The 19,183-nt window shown below is 59.6% G+C and carries 18 protein-coding genes and 1 pseudogene; 11 read left to right on the top strand and 8 right to left on the bottom strand.

Annotation, left to right across the window (positions count from 1 at the left end; all coding sequences use genetic code 11):
- Nucleotides 1-245 precede the first annotated feature (245 nt).
- The 3 genes from yegQ to NMD14_06150 all read left to right on the top strand — a co-directional run bounded on the left by yegQ (nucleotide 246) and on the right by NMD14_06150 (nucleotide 2,362).
- Nucleotides 246-1,607, top strand: a complete 1,362-nt coding sequence (gene yegQ / locus NMD14_06160) for a tRNA 5-hydroxyuridine modification protein YegQ (protein ID XEI33991.1) — start codon at nucleotides 246-248, stop codon at nucleotides 1,605-1,607.
- Between the two features lies 1 nt (nucleotide 1,608).
- Complete coding sequence (locus NMD14_06155; protein ID XEI33990.1) at nucleotides 1,609-1,857, top strand: YfhL family 4Fe-4S dicluster ferredoxin; 249 nt, start codon at nucleotides 1,609-1,611, stop codon at nucleotides 1,855-1,857.
- 151 nt (nucleotides 1,858-2,008) lie between these two features.
- Nucleotides 2,009-2,362 (top strand): DsrE/DsrF/TusD sulfur relay family protein, encoded by a 354-nt coding sequence (locus NMD14_06150; protein XEI33989.1) that lies wholly within the window; start codon nucleotides 2,009-2,011, stop codon nucleotides 2,360-2,362.
- A 90-nt stretch (nucleotides 2,363-2,452) separates the two neighbouring features.
- Here NMD14_06150 and NMD14_06145 read toward each other — a convergent pair.
- A pseudogene (locus NMD14_06145) lies at nucleotides 2,453-2,707 on the bottom strand (MFS transporter).
- Nucleotides 2,708-2,798: 91 nt separating this feature from the next.
- Entirely contained in the window at nucleotides 2,799-3,806 is a 1,008-nt protein-coding gene (gene sohB, locus NMD14_06140) for a protease SohB (GenBank protein ID XEI33988.1), read from the bottom strand.
- Nucleotides 3,807-4,028: 222 nt separating this feature from the next.
- Here sohB and NMD14_06135 point away from each other — a divergent pair, with 222 nt between their 5' ends.
- Both NMD14_06135 and NMD14_06130 read left to right on the top strand, forming a co-directional pair.
- Nucleotides 4,029-4,784 carry a YciK family oxidoreductase gene (locus NMD14_06135; protein ID XEI33987.1) on the top strand — a complete coding sequence of 252 codons (756 nt, stop codon included), beginning with the start codon at nucleotides 4,029-4,031 and terminating at the stop codon, nucleotides 4,782-4,784.
- A 127-nt stretch (nucleotides 4,785-4,911) separates the two neighbouring features.
- Nucleotides 4,912-5,826 (top strand): LysR family transcriptional regulator, encoded by a 915-nt coding sequence (locus NMD14_06130; GenBank protein XEI33986.1) that lies wholly within the window; start codon nucleotides 4,912-4,914, stop codon nucleotides 5,824-5,826.
- Nucleotides 5,827-5,841: 15 nt separating this feature from the next.
- On the opposite strand, the gene NMD14_06125 is transcribed toward NMD14_06130, so the two are convergent.
- On the bottom strand, nucleotides 5,842-7,014 hold the full coding sequence (locus tag NMD14_06125) for an MFS transporter (GenBank protein ID XEI33985.1): 1,173 nt from the start codon (nucleotides 7,012-7,014) through the stop codon (nucleotides 5,842-5,844).
- Between the two features lie 183 nt (nucleotides 7,015-7,197).
- Here NMD14_06125 and NMD14_06120 point away from each other — a divergent pair, with 183 nt between their 5' ends.
- Together NMD14_06120 and NMD14_06115 are read left to right on the top strand one after the other, a co-directional pair.
- Nucleotides 7,198-8,343 (top strand): PatB family C-S lyase, encoded by a 1,146-nt coding sequence (locus NMD14_06120; protein XEI33984.1) that lies wholly within the window; start codon nucleotides 7,198-7,200, stop codon nucleotides 8,341-8,343.
- 81 nt (nucleotides 8,344-8,424) lie between these two features.
- Nucleotides 8,425-9,861, top strand: coding sequence for a TAXI family TRAP transporter solute-binding subunit (locus NMD14_06115; protein XEI33983.1), 1,437 nt, complete (start codon nucleotides 8,425-8,427; stop codon nucleotides 9,859-9,861).
- 108 nt (nucleotides 9,862-9,969) lie between these two features.
- On the opposite strand, the gene NMD14_06110 is transcribed toward NMD14_06115, so the two are convergent.
- Nucleotides 9,970-10,884 carry a LysR family transcriptional regulator gene (locus NMD14_06110; protein ID XEI33982.1) on the bottom strand — a complete coding sequence of 305 codons (915 nt, stop codon included), beginning with the start codon at nucleotides 10,882-10,884 and terminating at the stop codon, nucleotides 9,970-9,972.
- 170 nt (nucleotides 10,885-11,054) lie between these two features.
- Between NMD14_06110 and NMD14_06105 the strand changes: the two genes are divergently transcribed.
- Complete coding sequence (locus NMD14_06105) at nucleotides 11,055-12,311, top strand: adenylosuccinate synthetase (GenBank protein ID XEI33981.1); 1,257 nt, start codon at nucleotides 11,055-11,057, stop codon at nucleotides 12,309-12,311.
- Nucleotides 12,312-12,347: 36 nt separating this feature from the next.
- On the opposite strand, the gene NMD14_06100 is transcribed toward NMD14_06105, so the two are convergent.
- Nucleotides 12,348-13,514 carry a transposase gene (locus NMD14_06100; protein XEI33980.1) on the bottom strand — a complete coding sequence of 389 codons (1,167 nt, stop codon included), beginning with the start codon at nucleotides 13,512-13,514 and terminating at the stop codon, nucleotides 12,348-12,350.
- Between the two features lie 382 nt (nucleotides 13,515-13,896).
- Between NMD14_06100 and NMD14_06095 the strand changes: the two genes are divergently transcribed.
- Entirely contained in the window at nucleotides 13,897-14,433 is a 537-nt protein-coding gene (locus tag NMD14_06095) for a YbhB/YbcL family Raf kinase inhibitor-like protein (GenBank protein XEI33979.1), read from the top strand.
- Between the two features lie 11 nt (nucleotides 14,434-14,444).
- Nucleotides 14,445-15,245, top strand: a complete 801-nt coding sequence (locus NMD14_06090; protein ID XEI33978.1) for a helix-turn-helix transcriptional regulator — start codon at nucleotides 14,445-14,447, stop codon at nucleotides 15,243-15,245.
- 168 nt (nucleotides 15,246-15,413) lie between these two features.
- Here the strand turns inward: NMD14_06090 and NMD14_06085 are convergent, their stop codons facing one another.
- Together NMD14_06085 and ung are read right to left on the bottom strand one after the other, a co-directional pair.
- Nucleotides 15,414-15,965, bottom strand: coding sequence for a hemerythrin domain-containing protein (locus tag NMD14_06085; protein ID XEI33977.1), 552 nt, complete (start codon nucleotides 15,963-15,965; stop codon nucleotides 15,414-15,416).
- Between the two features lie 70 nt (nucleotides 15,966-16,035).
- Complete coding sequence (ung, locus tag NMD14_06080) at nucleotides 16,036-16,713, bottom strand: uracil-DNA glycosylase (GenBank protein ID XEI33976.1); 678 nt, start codon at nucleotides 16,711-16,713, stop codon at nucleotides 16,036-16,038.
- 631 nt (nucleotides 16,714-17,344) lie between these two features.
- Between ung and grcA the strand changes: the two genes are divergently transcribed.
- Nucleotides 17,345-17,725, top strand: coding sequence for an autonomous glycyl radical cofactor GrcA (grcA, locus tag NMD14_06075; GenBank protein ID XEI33975.1), 381 nt, complete (start codon nucleotides 17,345-17,347; stop codon nucleotides 17,723-17,725).
- 116 nt (nucleotides 17,726-17,841) lie between these two features.
- Here grcA and NMD14_06070 read toward each other — a convergent pair whose 3' ends face one another.
- The gene (locus tag NMD14_06070; GenBank protein ID XEI33974.1) at nucleotides 17,842-19,122 is read right to left on the bottom strand and encodes a dicarboxylate/amino acid:cation symporter; all 1,281 of its coding nucleotides are present in this window, start codon (nucleotides 19,120-19,122) and stop codon (nucleotides 17,842-17,844) included.
- Nucleotides 19,123-19,183: the final 61 nt, after the last annotated feature.

The raw sequence follows: 19,183 nt of genomic DNA, 5'->3' as shown, positions 1-19,183 counted from the left end.
ATTGCCAAAAACTGATTTTCCAATCCGGTGATATTCCTGCCAAATTGCATGATGACGTGGGGGCGAGTACAATTTCGCACCCCGAATATCCGGCGCACCGTCTGTAGATGGGCCCCGGATAGGCCGTCATCGGGTCACGGTGCATTAAGCCGCCTTCCAGCGAGTTTGATATTCACCGACCTCAACCCATACGGCGCCATCAGGTGGCGCCGTCCTGATTTGCAATCAGATATAAAGAGTCCGCCATGTTTAAACCAGAATTGCTCTCCCCCGCAGGTTCCCTCAAGAACATGCGTTACGCCTATGCCTATGGCGCCGATGCCGTCTATGCCGGCCAGCCCCGTTACAGCCTGCGGGTGCGTAACAACGAATTCGATCACGAGAACCTGCAACTGGGCATCAACGAAGCTCATGCGCTGGGCAAGCAGTTCTATGTGGTGGCCAATATCCAGCCCCACAACTCCAAGCTCAAGACCTTTATCCGCGATATGCGCCCGGTGGTGGAGATGAAGCCGGATGCGCTGATCATGTCCGACCCCGGTCTCATCATGATGATGCGTGAAGCCTTCCCGGATATGCCAATTCACCTGTCGGTGCAGGCCAACGCGGTCAACTGGGCCACGGTGAAGTTCTGGCATCAGATGGGCCTGACCCGCGCCATTCTCTCCCGCGAGCTGTCGCTGGACGAGATCGAGGAGATCCGCATGCAGGTGCCGGAGATGGAGCTGGAAGTGTTCGTCCACGGCGCGCTGTGCATGGCCTACTCCGGCCGCTGCCTGCTCTCCGGCTATATCAACAAGCGTGACCCCAACCAGGGCACCTGCACCAACTCCTGCCGCTGGGAGTACAAGGTGCACGAAGGTAAAGAAGATGACGTGGGCCAGATCGTCCACCGTCAGGAGCCCATCGCCGTGCGTCCGGACAACACCCTGGGCCTTGGCAAGCCGACCGATGCGCTGGTGCTGCTGGAAGAGTCCAACCGCCCGGGCGAGTACATGAGCGCGTTTGAAGACGAGCACGGCACCTACATCATGAACTCCAAGGACTTGCGCGCCGTCGAGCACGTCGAGCGATTGACCAAGATGGGCGTTCACTCGCTGAAAATCGAAGGCCGCACCAAGTCCTTCTACTACTGCGCGCGCACCGCTCAGGTCTATCGCAAGGCCATCGACGATGCGGTGGCGGGTCGTCCGTTCGATCGCAGCCTGATGGGCACCCTCGAAAATCTGGCCCACCGCGGCTACACCGAGGGCTTCCTGCGCCGTCACAACCACAGCGAATACCAGAACTACGACTACGGCTACTCCGTCTCCGACACCCAGCAGTTTGTCGGCGAGATCACCGGTCGCAACGGTGACATGGTGGAAGTCGAGGTGAAGAACAAGTTCCTGGTGGGCAACAGCCTGGAGCTGATGACCCCGCAGGGTAACCTCAGCTTCAATCTGGAACAGATGCAGAACCGCAAGGGCGAGCTGATCGACACTGCACCGGGCAACGGCCACGTGGTCTATGTGCCGGTACCGAAGGAAGTGGACATCAACTACGGCATCCTGCTGCGCAACCTCGGTGAGCGTCAGGATACCCGTCAGCCCCACTCGGCGGCCTGAGATGGCACTGCTCATCACCGACAAGTGCATCAACTGTGACATGTGCGATCCCGAGTGCCCCAATCAGGCCATCAGCCTGGGTGAGGAGATCTACGAGATCGACCCCAGTCGCTGCACCGAGTGCGTCGGTCACTACGAGAAGCCGACCTGCATCAGCGTCTGCCCTATCGACTGCATCATCTGGGATCCCGCTCATGTGGAAACCGAAGATCAGCTGATGGAAAAGTTTGTGCGGATGCACAGGCAGTAAAACGAAAAAAGGCCGAGCAATCGGCCTTTTTTGATCCTGCGTTCAGCGACTGGCCGCTTACCGGAAAAAGGTGCGACAGAAGTTGTGCGACATCACGCAATCGTCATCCTGTTGGTTCTACAATGACGCTTTTTAGGATCAGGAGTCTGTTATGAATCAACAAATTGTGGTGATTGCCAACGGCGCCCCCTATGGCTGCGAATCCCTGTTCAACGCCCTGCGTCTCGCTATCGCTCTGAACGAGCAGGGTGGAGCCAGTCTGAAGCTGTTCCTGATGTCCGATGCGGTGAGCGCTGCACTGGCCGGTCAGGCGCCAGCCGAAGGGTACAACCTGCGTCAGATGCTTGAGATCCTGCTGGCGCAGGGTGTCACCATTCGCCTGTGCAAGACCTGCACCGATGCCCGTGGCATCACCGCCCTGCCGCTGATCGAGGGGATTGAGGTCGGCACCCTGCCGATGCTGGCCCAATGGACCCTGGCTGCCGACAAGGTACTGACGTTTTAATCACGGCACCCAGGCTGGTCTGCGACACACTACCTGGGGCCTCCTTCCGAGCGCAGGAGCGCAGGAGCGCAGCCGCCCATGATGACGGGCGCCTGCGGCCCCTCCCAACCCGGCCTGTGCGCGGGCACTAAAATAGCTCCCCTTGAGATGGGTGGGGGCCATCTGGTCGATCAGCACGTTAAGCAGGGGGAAGAGGATGGTCTCGCCGATGCTGAGCAGCAGCACCGCGGTCAGGGTATTGGTCGCCACCAGCAGGGCAACCCACTCGGCCACCTGCGGCATACCGGCCCGGGTGAGGTATTGCACCAGCGGCGAGTGAAACTGTGAATAGACCAGCACCATTAAGTTGCAACCGGATGCAAAATGGCCAGCCGGTAGGTACCGGCTGGCCTTTTTATCGCGGGATTTCCCTCGGGCTAGCGCCAGAGGGCCAGGCTTAGCGCCAGGGGCTCTGCTGCCACAGCCGCCCAAGTCCTGCCTCGAGCGCCTGCGCGCCCTGCTGCCCCAGCTTCTGGGTCAGGCTTTTTGGCTTGCGATAGCTGATGCCGATCACTTTGTGGTGGCTGGTCTGCGCCAGCAGGTAGTCATCGCTGGTGCAGAGGGTATCCACCAACCCCAGCCCCTTGGCCTGACTCGCCAGCCAGTGCTCACCGGTCGTGACCCGATCGATATCGAGTTGCGGACGGTGCTCGGCCACAAAGGCCTTGAAGCGCTCGTGGATCGCCGCCAGCTCCTCGCGAAACTTCTCGCGCCCCAGATCGTCGTTCTCGCCGAACATGGTGATGGTTCGCTTGTATTGACCGGCGGTGTGCATCTCGAATTCGATGTCGTGCTTTTTCAGCAACTTGTTGAAGTTCGGCATCTGGGCGATCACCCCGATGGAGCCGACGATGGCAAAGGGGGCAGCCAGGATCTTGTCCGCCACACAGGCCATCATGTAGCCGCCGCTCGCCGCCACCTTGTCGATCGCCACGGTGAGCTTGATGTCACGATCGCGCAGACGCTGCAGCTGGGAAGCGGCCAAGCCGTAGCCATGCACCACGCCGCCACCGGATTCGAGCCGTAGCAGCACCTCGTCGCCGGGCTGGGCCACGCCAATCACCGCGCTCACCTCCTCGCGCAGGGAGGCCACCTCTTTGGCATCCATGCTGCCGTTGAAATCGAGCACAAACAGGCGACTGTGCTCATCCCCCGCCTTGGCGCGCTTCTTCTGCTGCTCTTTCTGCTGCTTTTCCAGCACCTTGCGCTCGGCCTTGCTGGCGAGTGCGCTCTTGAGCGCAAACTGCCCCTGCTCCAGCTCGCTCGAGAGATCGGTCACCACCAGCTCACCCTTACGCGCTTTCGGCTGGCGAGTGCTGACGATCATCAGGATGATGGCGCCGATGGCCAGCAGGAAGGTCACTGTCTTGGCCAAAAACAGGCCATATTCGGTCAGAAATGTCACGATGGACTCCAGAATGGATCGGTTTTCGTCACATTCTAGGAAGTTTGGTGGAGGCGCGCAAAAAATCGCAGCCAGTGACCGGAAAAACCAACCAGAGCATCACAACCTCTCTATTTTCTTCACATTTTTATTGCCGCTGGCTGGTCAAACAGGCGCGCGGATCAGTACACTTGGCGCCGATTGCCATGCACTTATGGCCGGAATTTGTTAACAGGAGTTGTCATGCTCGATTATCAGGCACCCCGCGACCTGCTCAAGGATAAAGTCATTCTGGTCACCGGTGCCGGCGACGGGATCGGCCGCGAAGCCGCCCTCACCTACGCCGCTCACGGTGCCACCGTGATCCTGCTCGGCCGCACCAGCGCCAAACTCGAAGCCGTGTATGACCAGATTGAAGCGGCCGGTTATCCGCTGCCCGCCATCGTGCCGGTGGATCTGAAAGGGGCCACCGCCGCCCACTACCGCGGCATGGCGGAAACCTTCGCCCAGCAGTTTGGCCGTCTCGACGGCGTGCTGTTCAACGCCGGTCTGCTTGGCACCCTCTCTCCGTTTGAACATATTCAGGAGAAGGAGTGGGACGAGGTGATGCAGGTCAACGTCAAATCGGAATTTTTGCTGACCCAGGCGCTGCTGCCGCTGCTGCGCCAGACCGCCAAGGCGCAGGGCGAAGCCTCCATCGTCTACACCTCCTCCAGCGTCGGGCGCAAAGGGCGCGCCTACTGGGGCACCTATGCCATCTCCAAATTTGCCATTGAGGGGATGATGGAAGTGCTGGCCGACGAGCTGGAGAACACTGGTGTGCGGGTCAATACCCTCAATCCGGGCGGCACCCGCACCAAGATGCGCGCCAGCGCCTTCCCGGCGGAAGATCCCATGAACCTCAAGACCCCGGCCGACCTGATGCCGCTCTACCTCTACCTGATGGGGTCGGACAGCCGCGGCAAAACCGGCCAGACCTTTGTGGCTCAACCCAAATAAGCAGGTGGCCCAGCCCAAATAAATCAATAAAATAGCCAGAGTGTTGTGCGGCAGGGGTTAAATTGAATAGGGAGCACAGGCTCCCTGTAGAAGCCCCTGACCATCCTATCTCCAATCAGGTTGAACTATGTTTCGTCCCAAGAGCACGTTTGAGCAATGGCGGATCTTTCAGGCGGTAGTCGACTGCGGCGGCTACGCCCAGGCGGCCGAGGCGCTGAACAAGAGCCAGTCCTCCCTCAATCATGCGGTTGCGAAGTTGCAGCAGAGTCTGGGGGTTCCCTTGCTGGAGGTGCGCGGCCGCAAGGCGGTGCTGACCCCGGCGGGGGAGATCTTCCTCAAGCGGGCCCGTCAGTTGAGCCAGCAGGTGGAGGAGCTGGAGAATCTGGCCAATAACCTGGAGCGGCAGTGGGAGCCACAGATCAACCTCTATGTCTCGGCGCTGCAGCCAAGGGATCGCCTCTATCGGGCGCTGGCCAGCTTCTATCCCCGCAGCCGGGGTTGCCGGGTCAACCTGCACGAACGCATTCACTGCCACTTCAACGCCTTGCAACCGGGGGATCTGATGCTCTCCGAGCACCTGCCGGGCGATCGCACCGGTCTGCTGCTGGACAAGGTATGCCTGCTGCCCCTCTGCGCCGCCAGTCATCCGCTGGCACAGGAGGAGGGGGCCATCCGCAGCGATCTGCTGACCGGCCACAACCAGATCAGCCTCCATCCCCCCATCCACCGCTCGGTGGACTGGAACGATGCCGATGATACCGGCTGGAAGGCCACCCACTACCACGAAGTGCTCGCCATGCTGCGCCTTGGCCTCGGCTATGCCTGGCTGCCGCGCCATCTGGTAGAGCGGGAGCTGGCGGAAGGGTCACTCATACAGCTGGATCTGGAGAGCGGCAACGAACGCCACCTCTACACCTATCTGCTGACCCTCTCCCCCGAATCCCTCGGTCCCGCGACCGAGCTGCTGCTGCGCTGCCTGCGCAACGAGTATCAGGGCGAATCATCGCCGCTCCCGCACGCACAGCCCCAGCACGACAAATAACAGCCACATCCCCCGTCAGACGTTGGGCACCCGCCAGCTGGCGGCCAGTGCTACCAGTGCCAATCCCAACGCCACCATAAAGACCCCGTGGAAACTCCACACCTCCGCCACCACACCGGCGATGGCCCCTGCCATGATGGAGCCGGTGCGGATACTGTTGGCAAACAGGGTGGTCGCCACCCCGGCTCGCCCCGGCATCAGATCCTGAAAGTAAGACATGCCGATCCCCGCCACGATACCGATGAAGATGGCGTTGAACAGCTGCAAGGCGATCAGGGCGTATTGGTCGGTGAGGGTCACCAGTCCGGTGTAAAAGGCCGCGCCAGCCAGTACTGCCAGCAACATCATGGGGCGCTTGCCAAAGCGGGCCGTGTAATAACCCGCCAGCAGCATAAAGGGGATCTCCAGCGCCGCTGCCGTGCCCATCAGGATACCGGCAAGCTTCTCATCCATCCCGAGCTCCCGGGTGATGTAGAGCGGCATATTGATGAGGTACATGCTGTTGCAGGTCCACATCAGGGTGGAGGCGATAAAGAGCGCCCGCACCGCCGGATCCCGCCAGCTGCTGACCCGCTCAGTCTCTTCAGCCATCTTGGGCAAAGGGAGAGAGGGGAGCCAACGCCACACCACCAGGGCACAGAGCAGATAGGCCAGTGCCGAGGCCAGATACATCAGCTCAAAACCGTAGCCGATGGCCAGCGCAAAGGCGATGGGCGGGCCTATGACCCAGGCCAGCGAGAATTGGGCCCGCATCACAGAGCTGAACATGTCCGCCCGACGGTTGCGGCTGTCGGAATACTCCCGCGCCAGCGCAAACAACTGGGGGCTGGCAGTGGCCGCCAGCGCCGCCAGCATGACCCCCAGGCTCGCCAGCAGCCAGTAGTTGCGGTTCCAGGCAAACAGCAAGGAGAGCGCCACCCCGGCAAAACAGCAGCGCAGGATCAGGCGCTTGCGATCCCCCTTGTTATCGGAGCGATGGCCCAACCACTGGCTGACCAGAATGCCCACCACCGCATTGATGGTATAGAAGAGCCCGACCAGAAAAGGGCGCACCTGCACCTCTTCGGCCAGAAACAGGCTTAAGGTCGGCACCTGCAGTGCCACCGCGACGCCGGTCATAAAGGTCACGGCAAGAAACGAAAGAGAGACGGGGTCCGGGCGTTTGACCGCCGCTATCGACAAGCTCATAGGGTTACCACTGATTGGAAGGACGATACAGGCTAACGGGCCGCAGCCGGATGAAATATCGGCGCTTACCTTACTGCCATTATCAAGAGCAGGCTCAAGGATGGCATACGCGGGTGTACGCCTTGCGAGGGAGGCCGCGACCCCGTAGAGTGAAAGCCCATCTTGCCAGCACAAGGAGTTCGCATGTTTGATTTTGATCAGGAAGTAGACCGCAGTGGCACCATGAGCCTGAAATGGGACAAGTACAAGGGTCAGGATGTGCTGCCCATGTGGGTTGCCGATACCGACTTTGTCTCCCCCCCGTCCGTGATTGAGGCGTTGACCAAACGGGTCGCCCACGGCATTTTCGGCTATTCACGCCCCTCGCCGCGCCTGATCGAACTCATTATCGAACGGATGGCGACCCGCTATGGCTGGGCTATCGAGCCCGAATGGCTGGTATTTCTGCCCGGCGTGGTGCCGGGGCTCAACCTCGCCTGCAAGGCGTGGAGCCAGCATGGCCGCGGCATCATCACTCCCAAGCCGGTCTACTACCCCTTCCTGCAGGCACCGGGCTTCAATGATCGTCCCCTGCTCACCGTGCCGATGATTGAAGAGGCGGGTCGCTGGGTGCTGGATCTGGCAGAGCTGGAGCGTCAGGCCCCCTCGGCGGATCTGCTGCTGCTCTGCAACCCCCACAACCCGGGTGGCACCATCTTCACCCGTGACGAGTTGCTGGCCATCGATGCCATCGCCGCGCGCCACAATCTGGTGATCTGCTCCGATGAAATCCATTGCGATCTGCTGCTGGATAAACACGCCCGCCATATTCCCTACGGCGCCATCAGTGCACAAGCGGCTGAGCGCTGCGCGGTGATGATGGCCCCGAGCAAGACCTTCAATATCGCCGGTCTCTGCTGCTCCTTCGCCATCATCCCCAACGCCCGTCTGCGCTTCAAGCTGCAGCAGGCGATGCGCGGCATCAGCGCCGACGTCAACCTGCTGGGCTTTGTCGCTGCCGAAGCGGCCTATGAGGGCGGCGAACAGTGGCTGACCGAGCAGCTCGACTATCTGGCGGCCAATCTGGCCCTGATCCAGCAGGCGGTGGCCCGCTGGCCTGGCGTCAAGCTGGCCAGCCATCAGGCGACGTATCTGGCCTGGATCGATGTGAGCGCCCTTGGCCTTGCCGACCCCATCGCCTTCTTCGAGCAGGCCGGCGTTGGTCTCTCCCCCGGCGCCCAGTTTGGCGACGGCCAGTTCGTGCGGCTCAACTTCGGCTGCACCAGGGCACGACTGAGCGACGCGCTGGCGCGGATGGAGCGGGCAATCCTCAACCACAGCAAGCCCTGATCAGCCAGCAACGGGATGGGCAAACCCCATCCCCTTTCCCCAGTTTCATCAGCCAGCGGTCAACTCAGTCAACGGTCAATTATGTCTCTACGGATCATGCATCACCTTCTGCTTCCCCTCTGTGCACTCTCTGCGCTGCTCCCCTTTGGCAGCCAGGCACTGACCATCGGAACGGGCCCGCTCAATGGGGTCTACTACCCGACCGGTGGCGCCATCTGTCGGGTGCTCAATGCCGGCCATGCCCTGCATGGGGACAGCTGCACCGTGCAGAGCACCCGTGGCTCGATGGCCAACCTCAAGGCGCTACACAAGGGGGACGTACAGCTGGCACTGGTGCAATCCGATGTATTGCACCACGCCCTGCACGGCACCGGCCCCTTCAGCGGGCAGGGGGCCAACAATGAGCTGCGTAGCCTGTTTCGCCTCTATCAGGAGTCGCTGACCCTGCTGGCCGCACCCGATAGCGGTATCACCACCCTGGCGGATATCGAGGGGAAACGGGTCTATCCGGGCAACAGCGGCGCCGGTGAACAGATCACCAGCCAGGCCCTGATGGTAGCCATGGGATGGCAACCCGGGCAGTTTGTCGCCTATCAGCTCACATCGAACAGTGAACCGCTGGAAGGGCTGTGCGATGGCTCGCTGGATGCCGCCTTTGTGGTAGCCGGTCACCCCAGTCAGGCGGTCGGCGACCTGATCAGCCGCTGCAAGGTGCGCCTGATCCCCATCGAAGGGGAGCAGATCGACAAGCTGCTCAAGCAACACCCCTACTACCAGCGCAGCCGCATCGCCGCCAACCTCTATCCGGGGCAGACCACCTCCATCAACAATATCGGGATGAGTGCCGAACTGGTGGCGCTGGCCAGCCTGCCGGATCCCATCGTTCGTACCGTGCGTGATACCCTGCTGGCCCGGGTCAAGCAGTTCAGCCGGTTGCATCCGGCCCTGAGCAAGGTGACCCCCGAGCAGTTGCAGGCGCAAACCGAGCTGCCCCTCCATGCGGGGATGTCGGATCAACCGCCCGCGCCCTTGCCACTGACCCCCGAGCAGTTAACAGCGGAACAGCTGGCGCCGGAGCAGTTAGCACCTGGGTCATCGACCTCGGAGGCGTCGCCAACGGCAGAGCAGGTGAGTGCCGCTGACGGGACGGCAATCCCCCTTGAAGCGCCCTCCGACGCCACCACCACCAGCAGTGCCGCAGTGGTGACAGAAGCCACAGAGGCTACAGAGGCCACCACCTTGCCCAAAGAGGTGCTCGAGGTGATCCCTGATCCGACTGCACCAGCTGCCGAGGTTGAGAGCGAGGCCCCTTCGGCCTCTTCTGTAGTGTCAACGGTTCCATCAGCATCGGCTGCCGTGTCGACTCAGTTGCTACAGAGCGCCTCTGCGGCCACGGCGCCGCAAGAGCAGGCAGCCCAGCCGGCCAGTAGCGCGGTGACTGGCGAAACCCCACCGCAGGATAAAACCGATACACTTCCCTCCCCTGCCACCAGCGCAGCCACACCGCTGCAACCCTGAGTGGTCAGCGCCAACAAATACATCAGGGCAGCCTCGGCTGCCCTGATTGTTGATATGCGTTCGATAGTGGCGAGTCGCTCTGATTGATCTGCTCACCTTGCCGCGCCGCTACGGCTCCATCCCCCGGGTCAGATAGGGGTTGGGCTTCTGGATCTCCTCCTCTACCCAGTGCAGCAACTGCTTGATGGCCCGCGACAACACCTGATTCTGACGCACCACATAACCTAGGCTGGTACCGGGAAAGTCGCCGAGGCTGGTGACCGGTGCGGTGAGGTTGAGGCGCGGATGCAGGGAGAAGTCCGGCACAATAGCAACGCCAAACCCGGCCTCGGCCCAATCGAGCTGAGCGTCCACGCTGCCCACCTCCATGATGCGACAGGGGGGCAAGGCCAGCAGCGGCAGGGACGGGTCGATCAGCGCCCGGGTGCGGGTGTCATGACCGAGCAGGATCAGGGTCGGCTCATCGAGGGGATCGCTCTCTCCCGCCACCGCCCGCGCCTGCCAGCGGGCAAGACCATGACCCAGCGCGCACCAGGTTACCTGTTGCAACTCGGTATAGAAGAGCGGCTCGCTGCGCTTTTGCGCCATGACAAAACCCAGATCCGCCTTGCCCGCCTTGACCAGCTCGGCGGCCTGATCCGAAGTGGTGTTGAACAGGGTAAGGTCGATGCCGGGGAACTCCCGCTTGAAGCGCTGGAACGGCTGGATCAGCAGCAGGCGGGAGATGATGTCGCTGGCGGCAATGGCCAGCGTCCCCTGACTGAGCTGGTTGAGAGCATTGAGATCGGACTGGCAAAGCTGCAGCTCGGCGATGGTGCGCTCGGCGCTTTGCAGCAGCCGCTCCCCCGCCTGCGTCAGGCGAAACGGGCTGCGCTCGATCAGCCGCACCCGGGTCGCCTGCTCCAGCCGCTTGAGATGCAGGCTGACATTGGGCTGGGTCATGTGCAGCTCGGTGGCGGTCTGGCCAAAATGTTGCAATCGGGCCAGAGTGACAAAGGTTTGCAGCCAGTGAATATCCAGCATAAGAGTCCCTCAACCCGCGAGGTGCGGGGCTTGATAGGCAAAATCGGACGGTTTGCCGCTTAATTGGCCATAATTATATGGTTCTCTTATCGGAATTATAAAGATAATTAATTTTTCTAATCCGCATCAGGCTCCTAGGATGGACGCTTAACGTCTTAGGAGAAAGAGTCATGTCGTCTATCGTAGTCGTAGGTGCTAACTGGGGTGATGAAGGCAAAGGCCGCATCGTTGATTATCTGGCAGGTCAAGCTGGCGCCAGCATTCGCTTCCAGGGCGGCAACAACGCTGGCCACACCGTGGTCAACGACCTTGGCACCTTCAAGCTGCACCAGGTTCCGAGTGGCGTATTCAACCCGGATTGCCTGGTTGTCCTCGGCCCGGGCATGGTGATCAGCCCCGAGAAACTGACCGTCGAGCTCGACGAAGTCAAAGCCTCCGGCGTGACTCCGAAGCTGGCCATCTCTGACCGCGCCACCCTGTGCCTGCCGCTGCACGCACTGGAAGATACCCTGGAAGAGCAACGTCTGGGTGACGGCGCCTATGGCTCCACCCGTCAGGGCATCGCCCCTGCCTACGGCGATCGCGTAATGAAAAAAGCGATCCTGGTTGGCTGGCTGAAACAGCCAGAAGTACTGGTCGAGCGCATCCAGTTCATGCTGGACTGGAAACTGCCGCAGATGAAGGCTATCTACCCCTCCTTCGAATTCACCCAGACTGCCCAGGAGATGGCTGACTGGCTGCTGGAAGTCTCTGCACCCTGGATCGACGCCGTCTGCAACGTCAGCATGCCGCTCAAAGCACTGCAGGCGGAAGGCAAGACCCTGCTGTTCGAAGCGCAGCTGGGTGCAGGCCGAGATCTCATCTATGGCGAATACCCCTGGGTGACCTCCTCCCACGTATCTGGCGCCTACGCCGGTATCGGTGGCGGTCTGCCGGCACTGCGTCCGGAGCGCGTCATCGCTGTGGCCAAGGCATTCAGCTCCTCTGTCGGTACCGGCACCCTGCTGACCGCCATGGAGAACCAGGACGAGTTCCGCAAGATCACCAACGAGTTCGGCGCCACCACCGGCCGTCCCCGTGATGTCGGTTACTTCGACGCTGTCGCCACCAAGAACGGTGTCGAACTGCAAGCTGCCACCGAAGTGGCCCTGACCAAGCTGGACTGCCTGACCGGTCTGCCGGATCTGAAGATCTGCGTGGCTTACGAAGGTGCCCACACCGAGAACCCGATTTGGCCGCAAACCGCTGCCCTGAAGCCGGTTTACGAGAAGATGGAGAGCTGGAGCGAAGACATCACCGGCTGCCGTACCTTCGAAGAGCTGCCCAAAGCGGCCCAGCAGTACGTGCTGCGCATCGAAGCGCTGCTCGGCGTACCGGTTCCGATGGTTTCCGTCGGCCCGGGCCGTGACGAGATGATCCTGCGGTGACTGCTCCCCGCCACAAGCGGCGAGGCTTCCCACTTCTTAGGCCGCTACCGTCAGATTGACGGATTTACGCTGGCCTCCATGGGCAGAAACGGCGAGCCCCGCCGCTTTTAATTCCAATATTCCTTGCTGTCGAATGTTCATGGCCGCGTTGATGTCGCGGTCATGCTCTGCCCCACACGCTGGACATACCCACTGTCGTTGGTGAAGTGGCATCTCCGGCATCTTGTGGCCGCACTCACTACATAGTTTAGAGCTGGCGAACCACTGATCGAGTTTGATTATGTGGCGGCCCGCCGCTTGGGCTTTGTACTCCAGCCTCATGATAAAACCATGCCAGCCAGCATCGCCAATGGCGCGGGCCAGCTTGTGGTTTTTCATCATATTGGTTGTTTTAAGCGTCTCCACGATGATCGCTTGGTTATCGTCAACTATCGTGCGAGAGAGTTTGTGCTGAAAATCAGCGCGAGCATTGGCTACCCGCTCGTGCAGGGCGGCCAGCTGTAATTTGGCCTTACTACGATTGGCACTGCCTTTTTTCTTGCGAGACAGTGCTTTTTGCTTTCGCCGCAGATTGCGACTTGCGTTGATAAGATGGCGCGGGTTGGCCATCTTTTTGCCACTCGACGCAATGAGGTAGTGGGACAGCCCCATATCATAGCCTGTCACCTCTGTGATGAGGGAGGGCTTGGCGGGAGCCTCACGGCCATCATCGCAAAGGATGGAGGCATAGTATTTCCCTGTCGGGCCACGGCTGACCGTGATACTAGATACCACGCCGATAATATCTCGGTGAATGACAGCTCGGATGGGCGTCATCTTCGGTAACAGGATGGCATCGGTCAGCACTTTGCCATTGGGGTGGTAGCTCGATTGCCTGCCTCTCTTGCTCTTGAAGGTGGGCATCCTGGCCTTGAGCTTGGGGTTGAAAAAATTGGCGAATGCCTTATCCAGGTTGATCACCGCCTGCTGTAAGGCTTGTGAATCGTACTCTTTCAGCCAGCTGTATTTGCGCGATTTTTTTGCCACAGCGAGCAGGGGTTTCAAGTCGCGTTTGGGTTTCAGTGAAACCCTGTGGCGCTGGAACATGTGCCGCTGAATATGAAGGGCTTTGTTGTACGCGAACCGCACCGCGCCGAACTGGGCATTGAGGAATGCCGCTTGTTCGTCGGTGGGGTAAATACGTACTTTTGTGGCTCTTTTCATGATTAAAAACACAGTCTGTATATAAGTACAGTTATAGCGCGTGCCAGTGAAATCAACAACCGCTGCGGACGTGCGGCAGGCGCGACTATCGAGACACTGAAGACATAGGCGGGCTCGCAAACGCATCAGATTAGCTCCCCTTATATCCCCGCCCGATTGGGCTAGGGTTTACGGGGCATCTGCTAAGCCGCCCCTCTTATCGTCAAACAAAAACCGGCATCCATGATGCCGGTTTTTTTATCGCTGCCGTTTACCTTCTTGCCATAAAAACCACTCAAAGGCTCAAATAACTCATCAATCGACGCCACATTGAGCCGTTCTACAATAACAATCTGCCCTACCCTCGCTAAAGTGAACCCGTTACCACACGAGGAGTCACCCGATGAAATTGCTCAAACAGAGTGCCCTGTTGCCACTGCTCTGCCTGACGGCCATGCCAGCCTTTGCCATGACCCTGAAGAGCACGGACATTCACGAAGGCCAGTTGATGGCCAAACAGTTCAGCTTCAACGGCTTTGGCTGCAGCGGCGACAACCACTCGCCCCAGCTGAGCTGGCAGGATCTGCCGGCTGGCACCAAAAGCGTTGCCATCACCGCCTATGATCCCGATGCCCCCACCGGCAGCGGTTGGTGGCACTGGCTGGTGGTGAATCTGCCTGCCACCCAGAGCGAGCTGGCCAGCAATGCCTCCGGCAAGCTCAAGCAGGGATTGGAGATCCGCACCGACTTTGGCAGCCAGGGTTACGGCGGCCCCTGCCCGCCCGCAGGTCACGGCATGCACCGCTATCAGTTCACCGCCTGGGCCCTGCCCCATGATCTCGAGGTGAAGGCTGATACCCCGCCCGCTATGGTAGGCTACATGCTCAATAGCATGGCGCTCGGCAAAGCCACCCTGACCGCCACCTTCGTCACCCCCTAGGAGCCAAACGGATGAGCACTCCCCTGCTGCAACAGAGCCACTATCTCGGGATCCGCCAGCAGCCCCTGCATCGGGTGCTCATCTACGCCCCGACCCTCATCTGGGTCACCCAGGGGAGCAAGCAACTGTGGTGGCGCGAGCAGCGTCTGTCGTTTGACAGGGAGCGGTGGCTGCTGATCCCGGCAGGCCACCAGCTCACCTTCGTCAATCAGCCGGAGCAGGGCAAATTTCGCTCCCACGCCATCACGCTGCTCACCCCGCCGCCACCAGAATGGCTGGCCGAGTCAGCCCCTTCCCACGCCGATCTGGAGGAACCCGCCGTCAAGGTCACCCCCGGTCTCGCCTTCTGCTTCGAGCTCATCAGCACCATGGCCGAGCGGGGGCTCAGCGAAGCAACCCAGGCCGAACTGCTGCGCGGCTTCTATGCCGAGCTGCGGGCTGCCAACGCCCTCGGGTTGATCTTTCCCGCCAGCACCATGACCCTCGCAGAGCGGCTGGCACGCTACCTGGCGGTTGAACCAGGCATCGACCACACCCTGGAGGCGGTGGCCCCCCACTTCTCTATGAGTCGCGCCTCCATGGTGCGCAAGCTGGCCGCCGAAGGTCGCAGCTTTCGCCAGTTGCTGGCTCAGGTACGCATGAGCCATGCCCTCAACCTGTTGCAACAGGGCCTGACCCCGCTGGAGGTCGCCCTCGCCTGCGGTTATGACTCCCCCAGCCGCTTTGCCGCCCGCTTTAAACAGGAGTTCGGCCTGACGCCCCACCAATACCTGCACACCTGCCCATCCACCCTGCTCAGTCACGCCAGATAGTCGATAAGTAACTTCTCCGAAGAGAGTTGCTGCCAGCAGTTGTATATCCTTGGGCTGCGCAATGGATGGCAACATCCATAATGCAAAAGGCCTCCGGATGGAGGCCTTTCTGTTTTCACTCAAGTTGCACTCACACAATACCCGCCGCGCTGCGGGTTCGGGCTCGTCTTAGCCGCTCGTGAGCGGCAAAGAGAGCCGCTTGGCCAGTGCCTGGAAGTGCTGGCTCACCTCGGCGCCGAACAGGGGGTCACCAATGGCGCGGTTCTGCCAGTTTTGCTCCAGTTGACGCCAGTCATCTTCGGTCAGGGAGTCACGCAGATGGGGGAAGATCACCCCCTCTTCGTAGTTCATGTGCGCCTCTTGCAGCTCCACGAAGCGCTCCAGCTTGGTGGTGAACTGATCGAGGGGGATCACCGCATCCATCAGGATCATCTCCACCATCTCCTTGAGATCGGCCCCGGCCTCCAGCAGCTTGACGTGCTCCTCCTGCAGGCGGTTGGCAACCTCCCCTTCCACTACCCGATATTTCAGGTAGTAGTCATAGACGAGGTCTTCCTTGGGATGGTGGTACTTGTCAGAGACCTCCCGCAGGTAGTCGATGACATCGCGTACCAGAAAATAGCTGATGGGCTCTTCGGCACGAATGGCTGCCAGCTTGTGCTTGAGCAGCTCTAAAAGTCGGGCGATGTTGAGATGGTCCTTGTGCAGACTGGATAACATGGGCACTCCTTGGCTCTGAATTAATCTTATGTCCCTGAGTATACGGTCATTTGTCGCCCGAACTTTGCACTCAATCAAGTGGGATGCAGACAGATTTCCACTCTATCGGACTCTTGCCCTGTTGTTCCAGCAAGCGATTGCTCTCGCTAAAGTGACCGCAACCGATGAAACCGCGGTGGGCAGAGAGGGGGCTCGGGTGCGGCGCGGTCAGCACATAGTGGCGCTGGCGGTCGATGAAACGTCCCTTCTTCTGGGCGTGGGCACCCCACAGCAGGAACACCACACCCTGACAACTGGCATTGATCTGCTCGATGACCCGATCGGTAAAGGTCTCCCATCCCAGATGGGCGTGAGAGTGAGCCTGACCGGCCTGCACCGTCAGCACGGTGTTGAGCAGCAGGACGCCCTGTTTGGCCCAGGATTCGAGAAAACCGTGATTGGGTGTGATGAAACCTGGCAGGTCCCGCTGCATCTCTTTATAGATGTTGACCAGTGAGGGGGGTGTGCGCACGCCGGGCAGAACGGAGAAGCAGAGACCGTGCGCCTGATTGGGGCCGTGGTAAGGGTCCTGGCCCAGGATCACTACCTTGACCTGATCCAGCTCGGTCAGCTTGAAGGCATTGAACACATCGGTGGCTGGCGGGTAGATCACCTTGCCCGCTTCCCGCTCGGCTCTGACGGTTGCCAGCGTACTCTTGAAATAGTCCTGCTCTTTCTCAGAGCCAATCACATCACTCCAGGTCAGCACCCCGGCCTCCTCACTTGATACGACGAAGGGCTCAGGATAGGGGGCCAGCCCGCAAGACGCAACCGTGGTTCACGCTTTCCAGAGCCTGGCGAGGCGCCCCGACCACGCCAGCGATGGGGGATAACGGGCGAGTGCCTGCTGGAACAGAGCCTATGCCACCTGCACATCAGCGGATGCGCCCGTCGAGCAGCTTGCCCAGCAACAAAACAGGGCGAACCATGTCCACTTTCGCCACCCATTATTCACCCGGCACGATTCACCCGGCACTCTCCTCGCTTTTTTTTTTGCTGAGTGTAGCCACCCCCCTCAATTAACCTCAGAAAAGCCAGAAAGATGTAGTTAAATTACTAGATTAATGGGATAAAAGATGCATAATTTAGATATCTTACAAAATCAGAAAAATGACCTCTTTTTGATTCAACTCAAGAATTTAATCCCATTGAAATGGCATTTTGTCGGATTTTTTTGATCTGGATCAATTTTGGTAATATTGCCACCATGGTATATATGACCCCATCAAAGAAAAGGTGTAAGGCAAGGGCCCTTTAAGTCATCGCCATCGACGGTAGCTTAAATACATCAGGGTAATTTCCTTACAGTTGGATTCGCGTTCCCATTGAGGAGTCATACCATGATCAAAGGCATTCAAATCACCCAGGCCGCCAACACCGCTCTGCTGAACTCTTTCTGGCTGCTGGACGAAGAGAAGCAACAGGCTCGCTGCATCTGCGCCAAAGGCGATGCTTTCGCTGCCGATCAAGAAGTGCAACTGGCTGACCTGGGTCAGTTCGAATACCGCGAACTGCCGGTTCAGGCTGAGCCTGCTGTTGAAGGTGGCCAGCACCTGAACGTCAACGTGCTGCGTCGCGAAACGCTGGAAGATGCTATCGAAAACCCGGAGAAGTACCCGCAGCTGACCATCCGTGTATCTGGCTACGCAGTGCGTTTCAACGCCCTGACCCCGGAACAGCAGCGTGACGTGGTTACCCGTACTTTCACCCAGAGCCTGTAATCAGCGCCCTGCAGTGAACAGCTGATACTCGTGGTATCAGCACAAAAAAACGGCCAATCGGCCGTTTTTTTATTGTCCCCACACCAGCCAACCCGGCCGTGCGAAGGAAACAGTGCTTACGCCCTGTCCACTCCCAACGGCACGGCCTTGCCGCCGAGCACCGCATCCATCTTCTTCTCGTCCAGCTGCTTGCAGTATTTGGCGACCACCACGGTGGCGACCCCGTTACCGATCAGGTTGGTCAGCGCCCGCGCCTCGGACATAAAGCGGTCGATCCCCAGGATCAGTGCCAGCCCGGCCAGGGGCAGATGGCCCACCGCCGAAATGGTCGCTGCCAGCACGATAAAACCGCTACCGGTTACCCCGGCGGCCCCTTTCGAGGAGATCAGCAGCACCACCAGCAGGGTGATCTGCTGGAACAGATCCAGCGGCGTATTGGTGGCCTGCGCGATAAAAATCGCCGCCATGGTCAGATAGATGGAGGTGCCATCCAGGTTGAAGGAGTAACCGGTTGGAATGACCAGCCCCACCACCGATTTCTGGCAACCCAGCTTCTCCATCTTGTCCAGCATCCGCGGCAGTACCGACTCGGACGAGGAGGTCCCCAGCACGATCAGCAGCTCCTCGCGAATGTAGGAGATGAAACGTAGGATACTGAAGCCAGACGCTTTGGCGATGCTGCCCAGCACGATAAAGATAAAGAAGAGGCAGGTGAGATAGAAGCAGGCAATAAGCTGACCCAGCTGTACCAGTGAACCCACCCCATATTTACCGATGGTAAATGCCATTGCCCCGAATGCACCGACCGGCGCCAGTCTCATTATCATATTGATAATACCAAATATGACTTTGGAGAAACTGTCGATGACGCCGAAAATAACCTGTCCCTTTTCACCGATATGATGCAGGGAGAAGCCAAACAGCACCGCAAACAGTAACACCTGCAAGATATTACCGCTGGCAAAGGCACCGATCACGCTGCCCGGAATAATATCCAGCAAAAAGGCGATAATACCCTGTGACTTGGCCTGCTCCGCATAGGCGGAGATGGTGCTGGCATCCAGCGCTGCCGGATCGACGTTCATGCCGGCACCCGGTTGTAACAGGTTGACCACGCACAGCCCGATGATCAAGGCGATGGTGCTGACCACTTCGAAGTAGAGCAGCGCAATGGCGCCGGTCTTGCCAACCGCCTTCATGCTCTCCATCCCGGCAATGCCGGTAACCACGGTACAGAAAATAACGGGGGCGATGATCATCTTGATCAATTTTACGAAGCCATCGCCAAGGGGCTTCATATCGGCGCCCAGTTCTGGATAGACATGCCCCAGAAATACCCCGAGGGTAATCGCGAGCAAGACCTGAAAATAGAGGCTGCTAAATAGTTTCTTTCGCATTATTAACGTCCTGTTAATTTAATTGCACATCGTTATGCCAGCAATAAATATGCAGATAGCC

The organism is Aeromonas veronii (assembly GCA_041319085.1).
In the GTDB taxonomy this organism is placed as follows: Bacteria; Pseudomonadota; Gammaproteobacteria; order Enterobacterales; family Aeromonadaceae; genus Aeromonas; species Aeromonas veronii_F.
The sequence above is the reverse complement of the archived record's forward strand: the minus strand, read 5'-3'. Positions and strand labels throughout refer to the sequence as shown.

Bases quoted from the DNA above. Each gene is read 5' to 3' on its own strand.
- NMD14_06105 (XEI33981.1), top strand. From the start codon at position 11,055: ATGTCGTCTATCGTAGTCGTAGGTGCTAACTGGGGTGATGAAGGCAAA.
- NMD14_06070 (XEI33974.1), bottom strand. From the start codon at position 19,122: ATGCGAAAGAAACTATTTAGCAGCCTCTATTTTCAGGTCTTGCTCGCG.
- NMD14_06085 (XEI33977.1), bottom strand. From the start codon at position 15,965: ATGTTATCCAGTCTGCACAAGGACCATCTCAACATCGCCCGACTTTTA.
- NMD14_06110 (XEI33982.1), bottom strand. From the start codon at position 10,884: ATGCTGGATATTCACTGGCTGCAAACCTTTGTCACTCTGGCCCGATTG.
- yegQ (XEI33991.1), top strand. From the start codon at position 246: ATGTTTAAACCAGAATTGCTCTCCCCCGCAGGTTCCCTCAAGAACATG.
- NMD14_06130 (XEI33986.1), top strand. From the start codon at position 4,912: ATGTTTCGTCCCAAGAGCACGTTTGAGCAATGGCGGATCTTTCAGGCG.
- NMD14_06150 (XEI33989.1), top strand. From the start codon at position 2,009: ATGAATCAACAAATTGTGGTGATTGCCAACGGCGCCCCCTATGGCTGC.
- NMD14_06135 (XEI33987.1), top strand. From the start codon at position 4,029: ATGCTCGATTATCAGGCACCCCGCGACCTGCTCAAGGATAAAGTCATT.
- NMD14_06090 (XEI33978.1), top strand. From the start codon at position 14,445: ATGAGCACTCCCCTGCTGCAACAGAGCCACTATCTCGGGATCCGCCAG.
- NMD14_06100 (XEI33980.1), bottom strand. From the start codon at position 13,514: ATGAAAAGAGCCACAAAAGTACGTATTTACCCCACCGACGAACAAGCG.
- NMD14_06125 (XEI33985.1), bottom strand. From the start codon at position 7,014: ATGAGCTTGTCGATAGCGGCGGTCAAACGCCCGGACCCCGTCTCTCTT.
- NMD14_06115 (XEI33983.1), top strand. From the start codon at position 8,425: ATGTCTCTACGGATCATGCATCACCTTCTGCTTCCCCTCTGTGCACTC.
- NMD14_06155 (XEI33990.1), top strand. From the start codon at position 1,609: ATGGCACTGCTCATCACCGACAAGTGCATCAACTGTGACATGTGCGAT.
- grcA (XEI33975.1), top strand. From the start codon at position 17,345: ATGATCAAAGGCATTCAAATCACCCAGGCCGCCAACACCGCTCTGCTG.
- NMD14_06095 (XEI33979.1), top strand. From the start codon at position 13,897: ATGAAATTGCTCAAACAGAGTGCCCTGTTGCCACTGCTCTGCCTGACG.
- NMD14_06120 (XEI33984.1), top strand. From the start codon at position 7,198: ATGTTTGATTTTGATCAGGAAGTAGACCGCAGTGGCACCATGAGCCTG.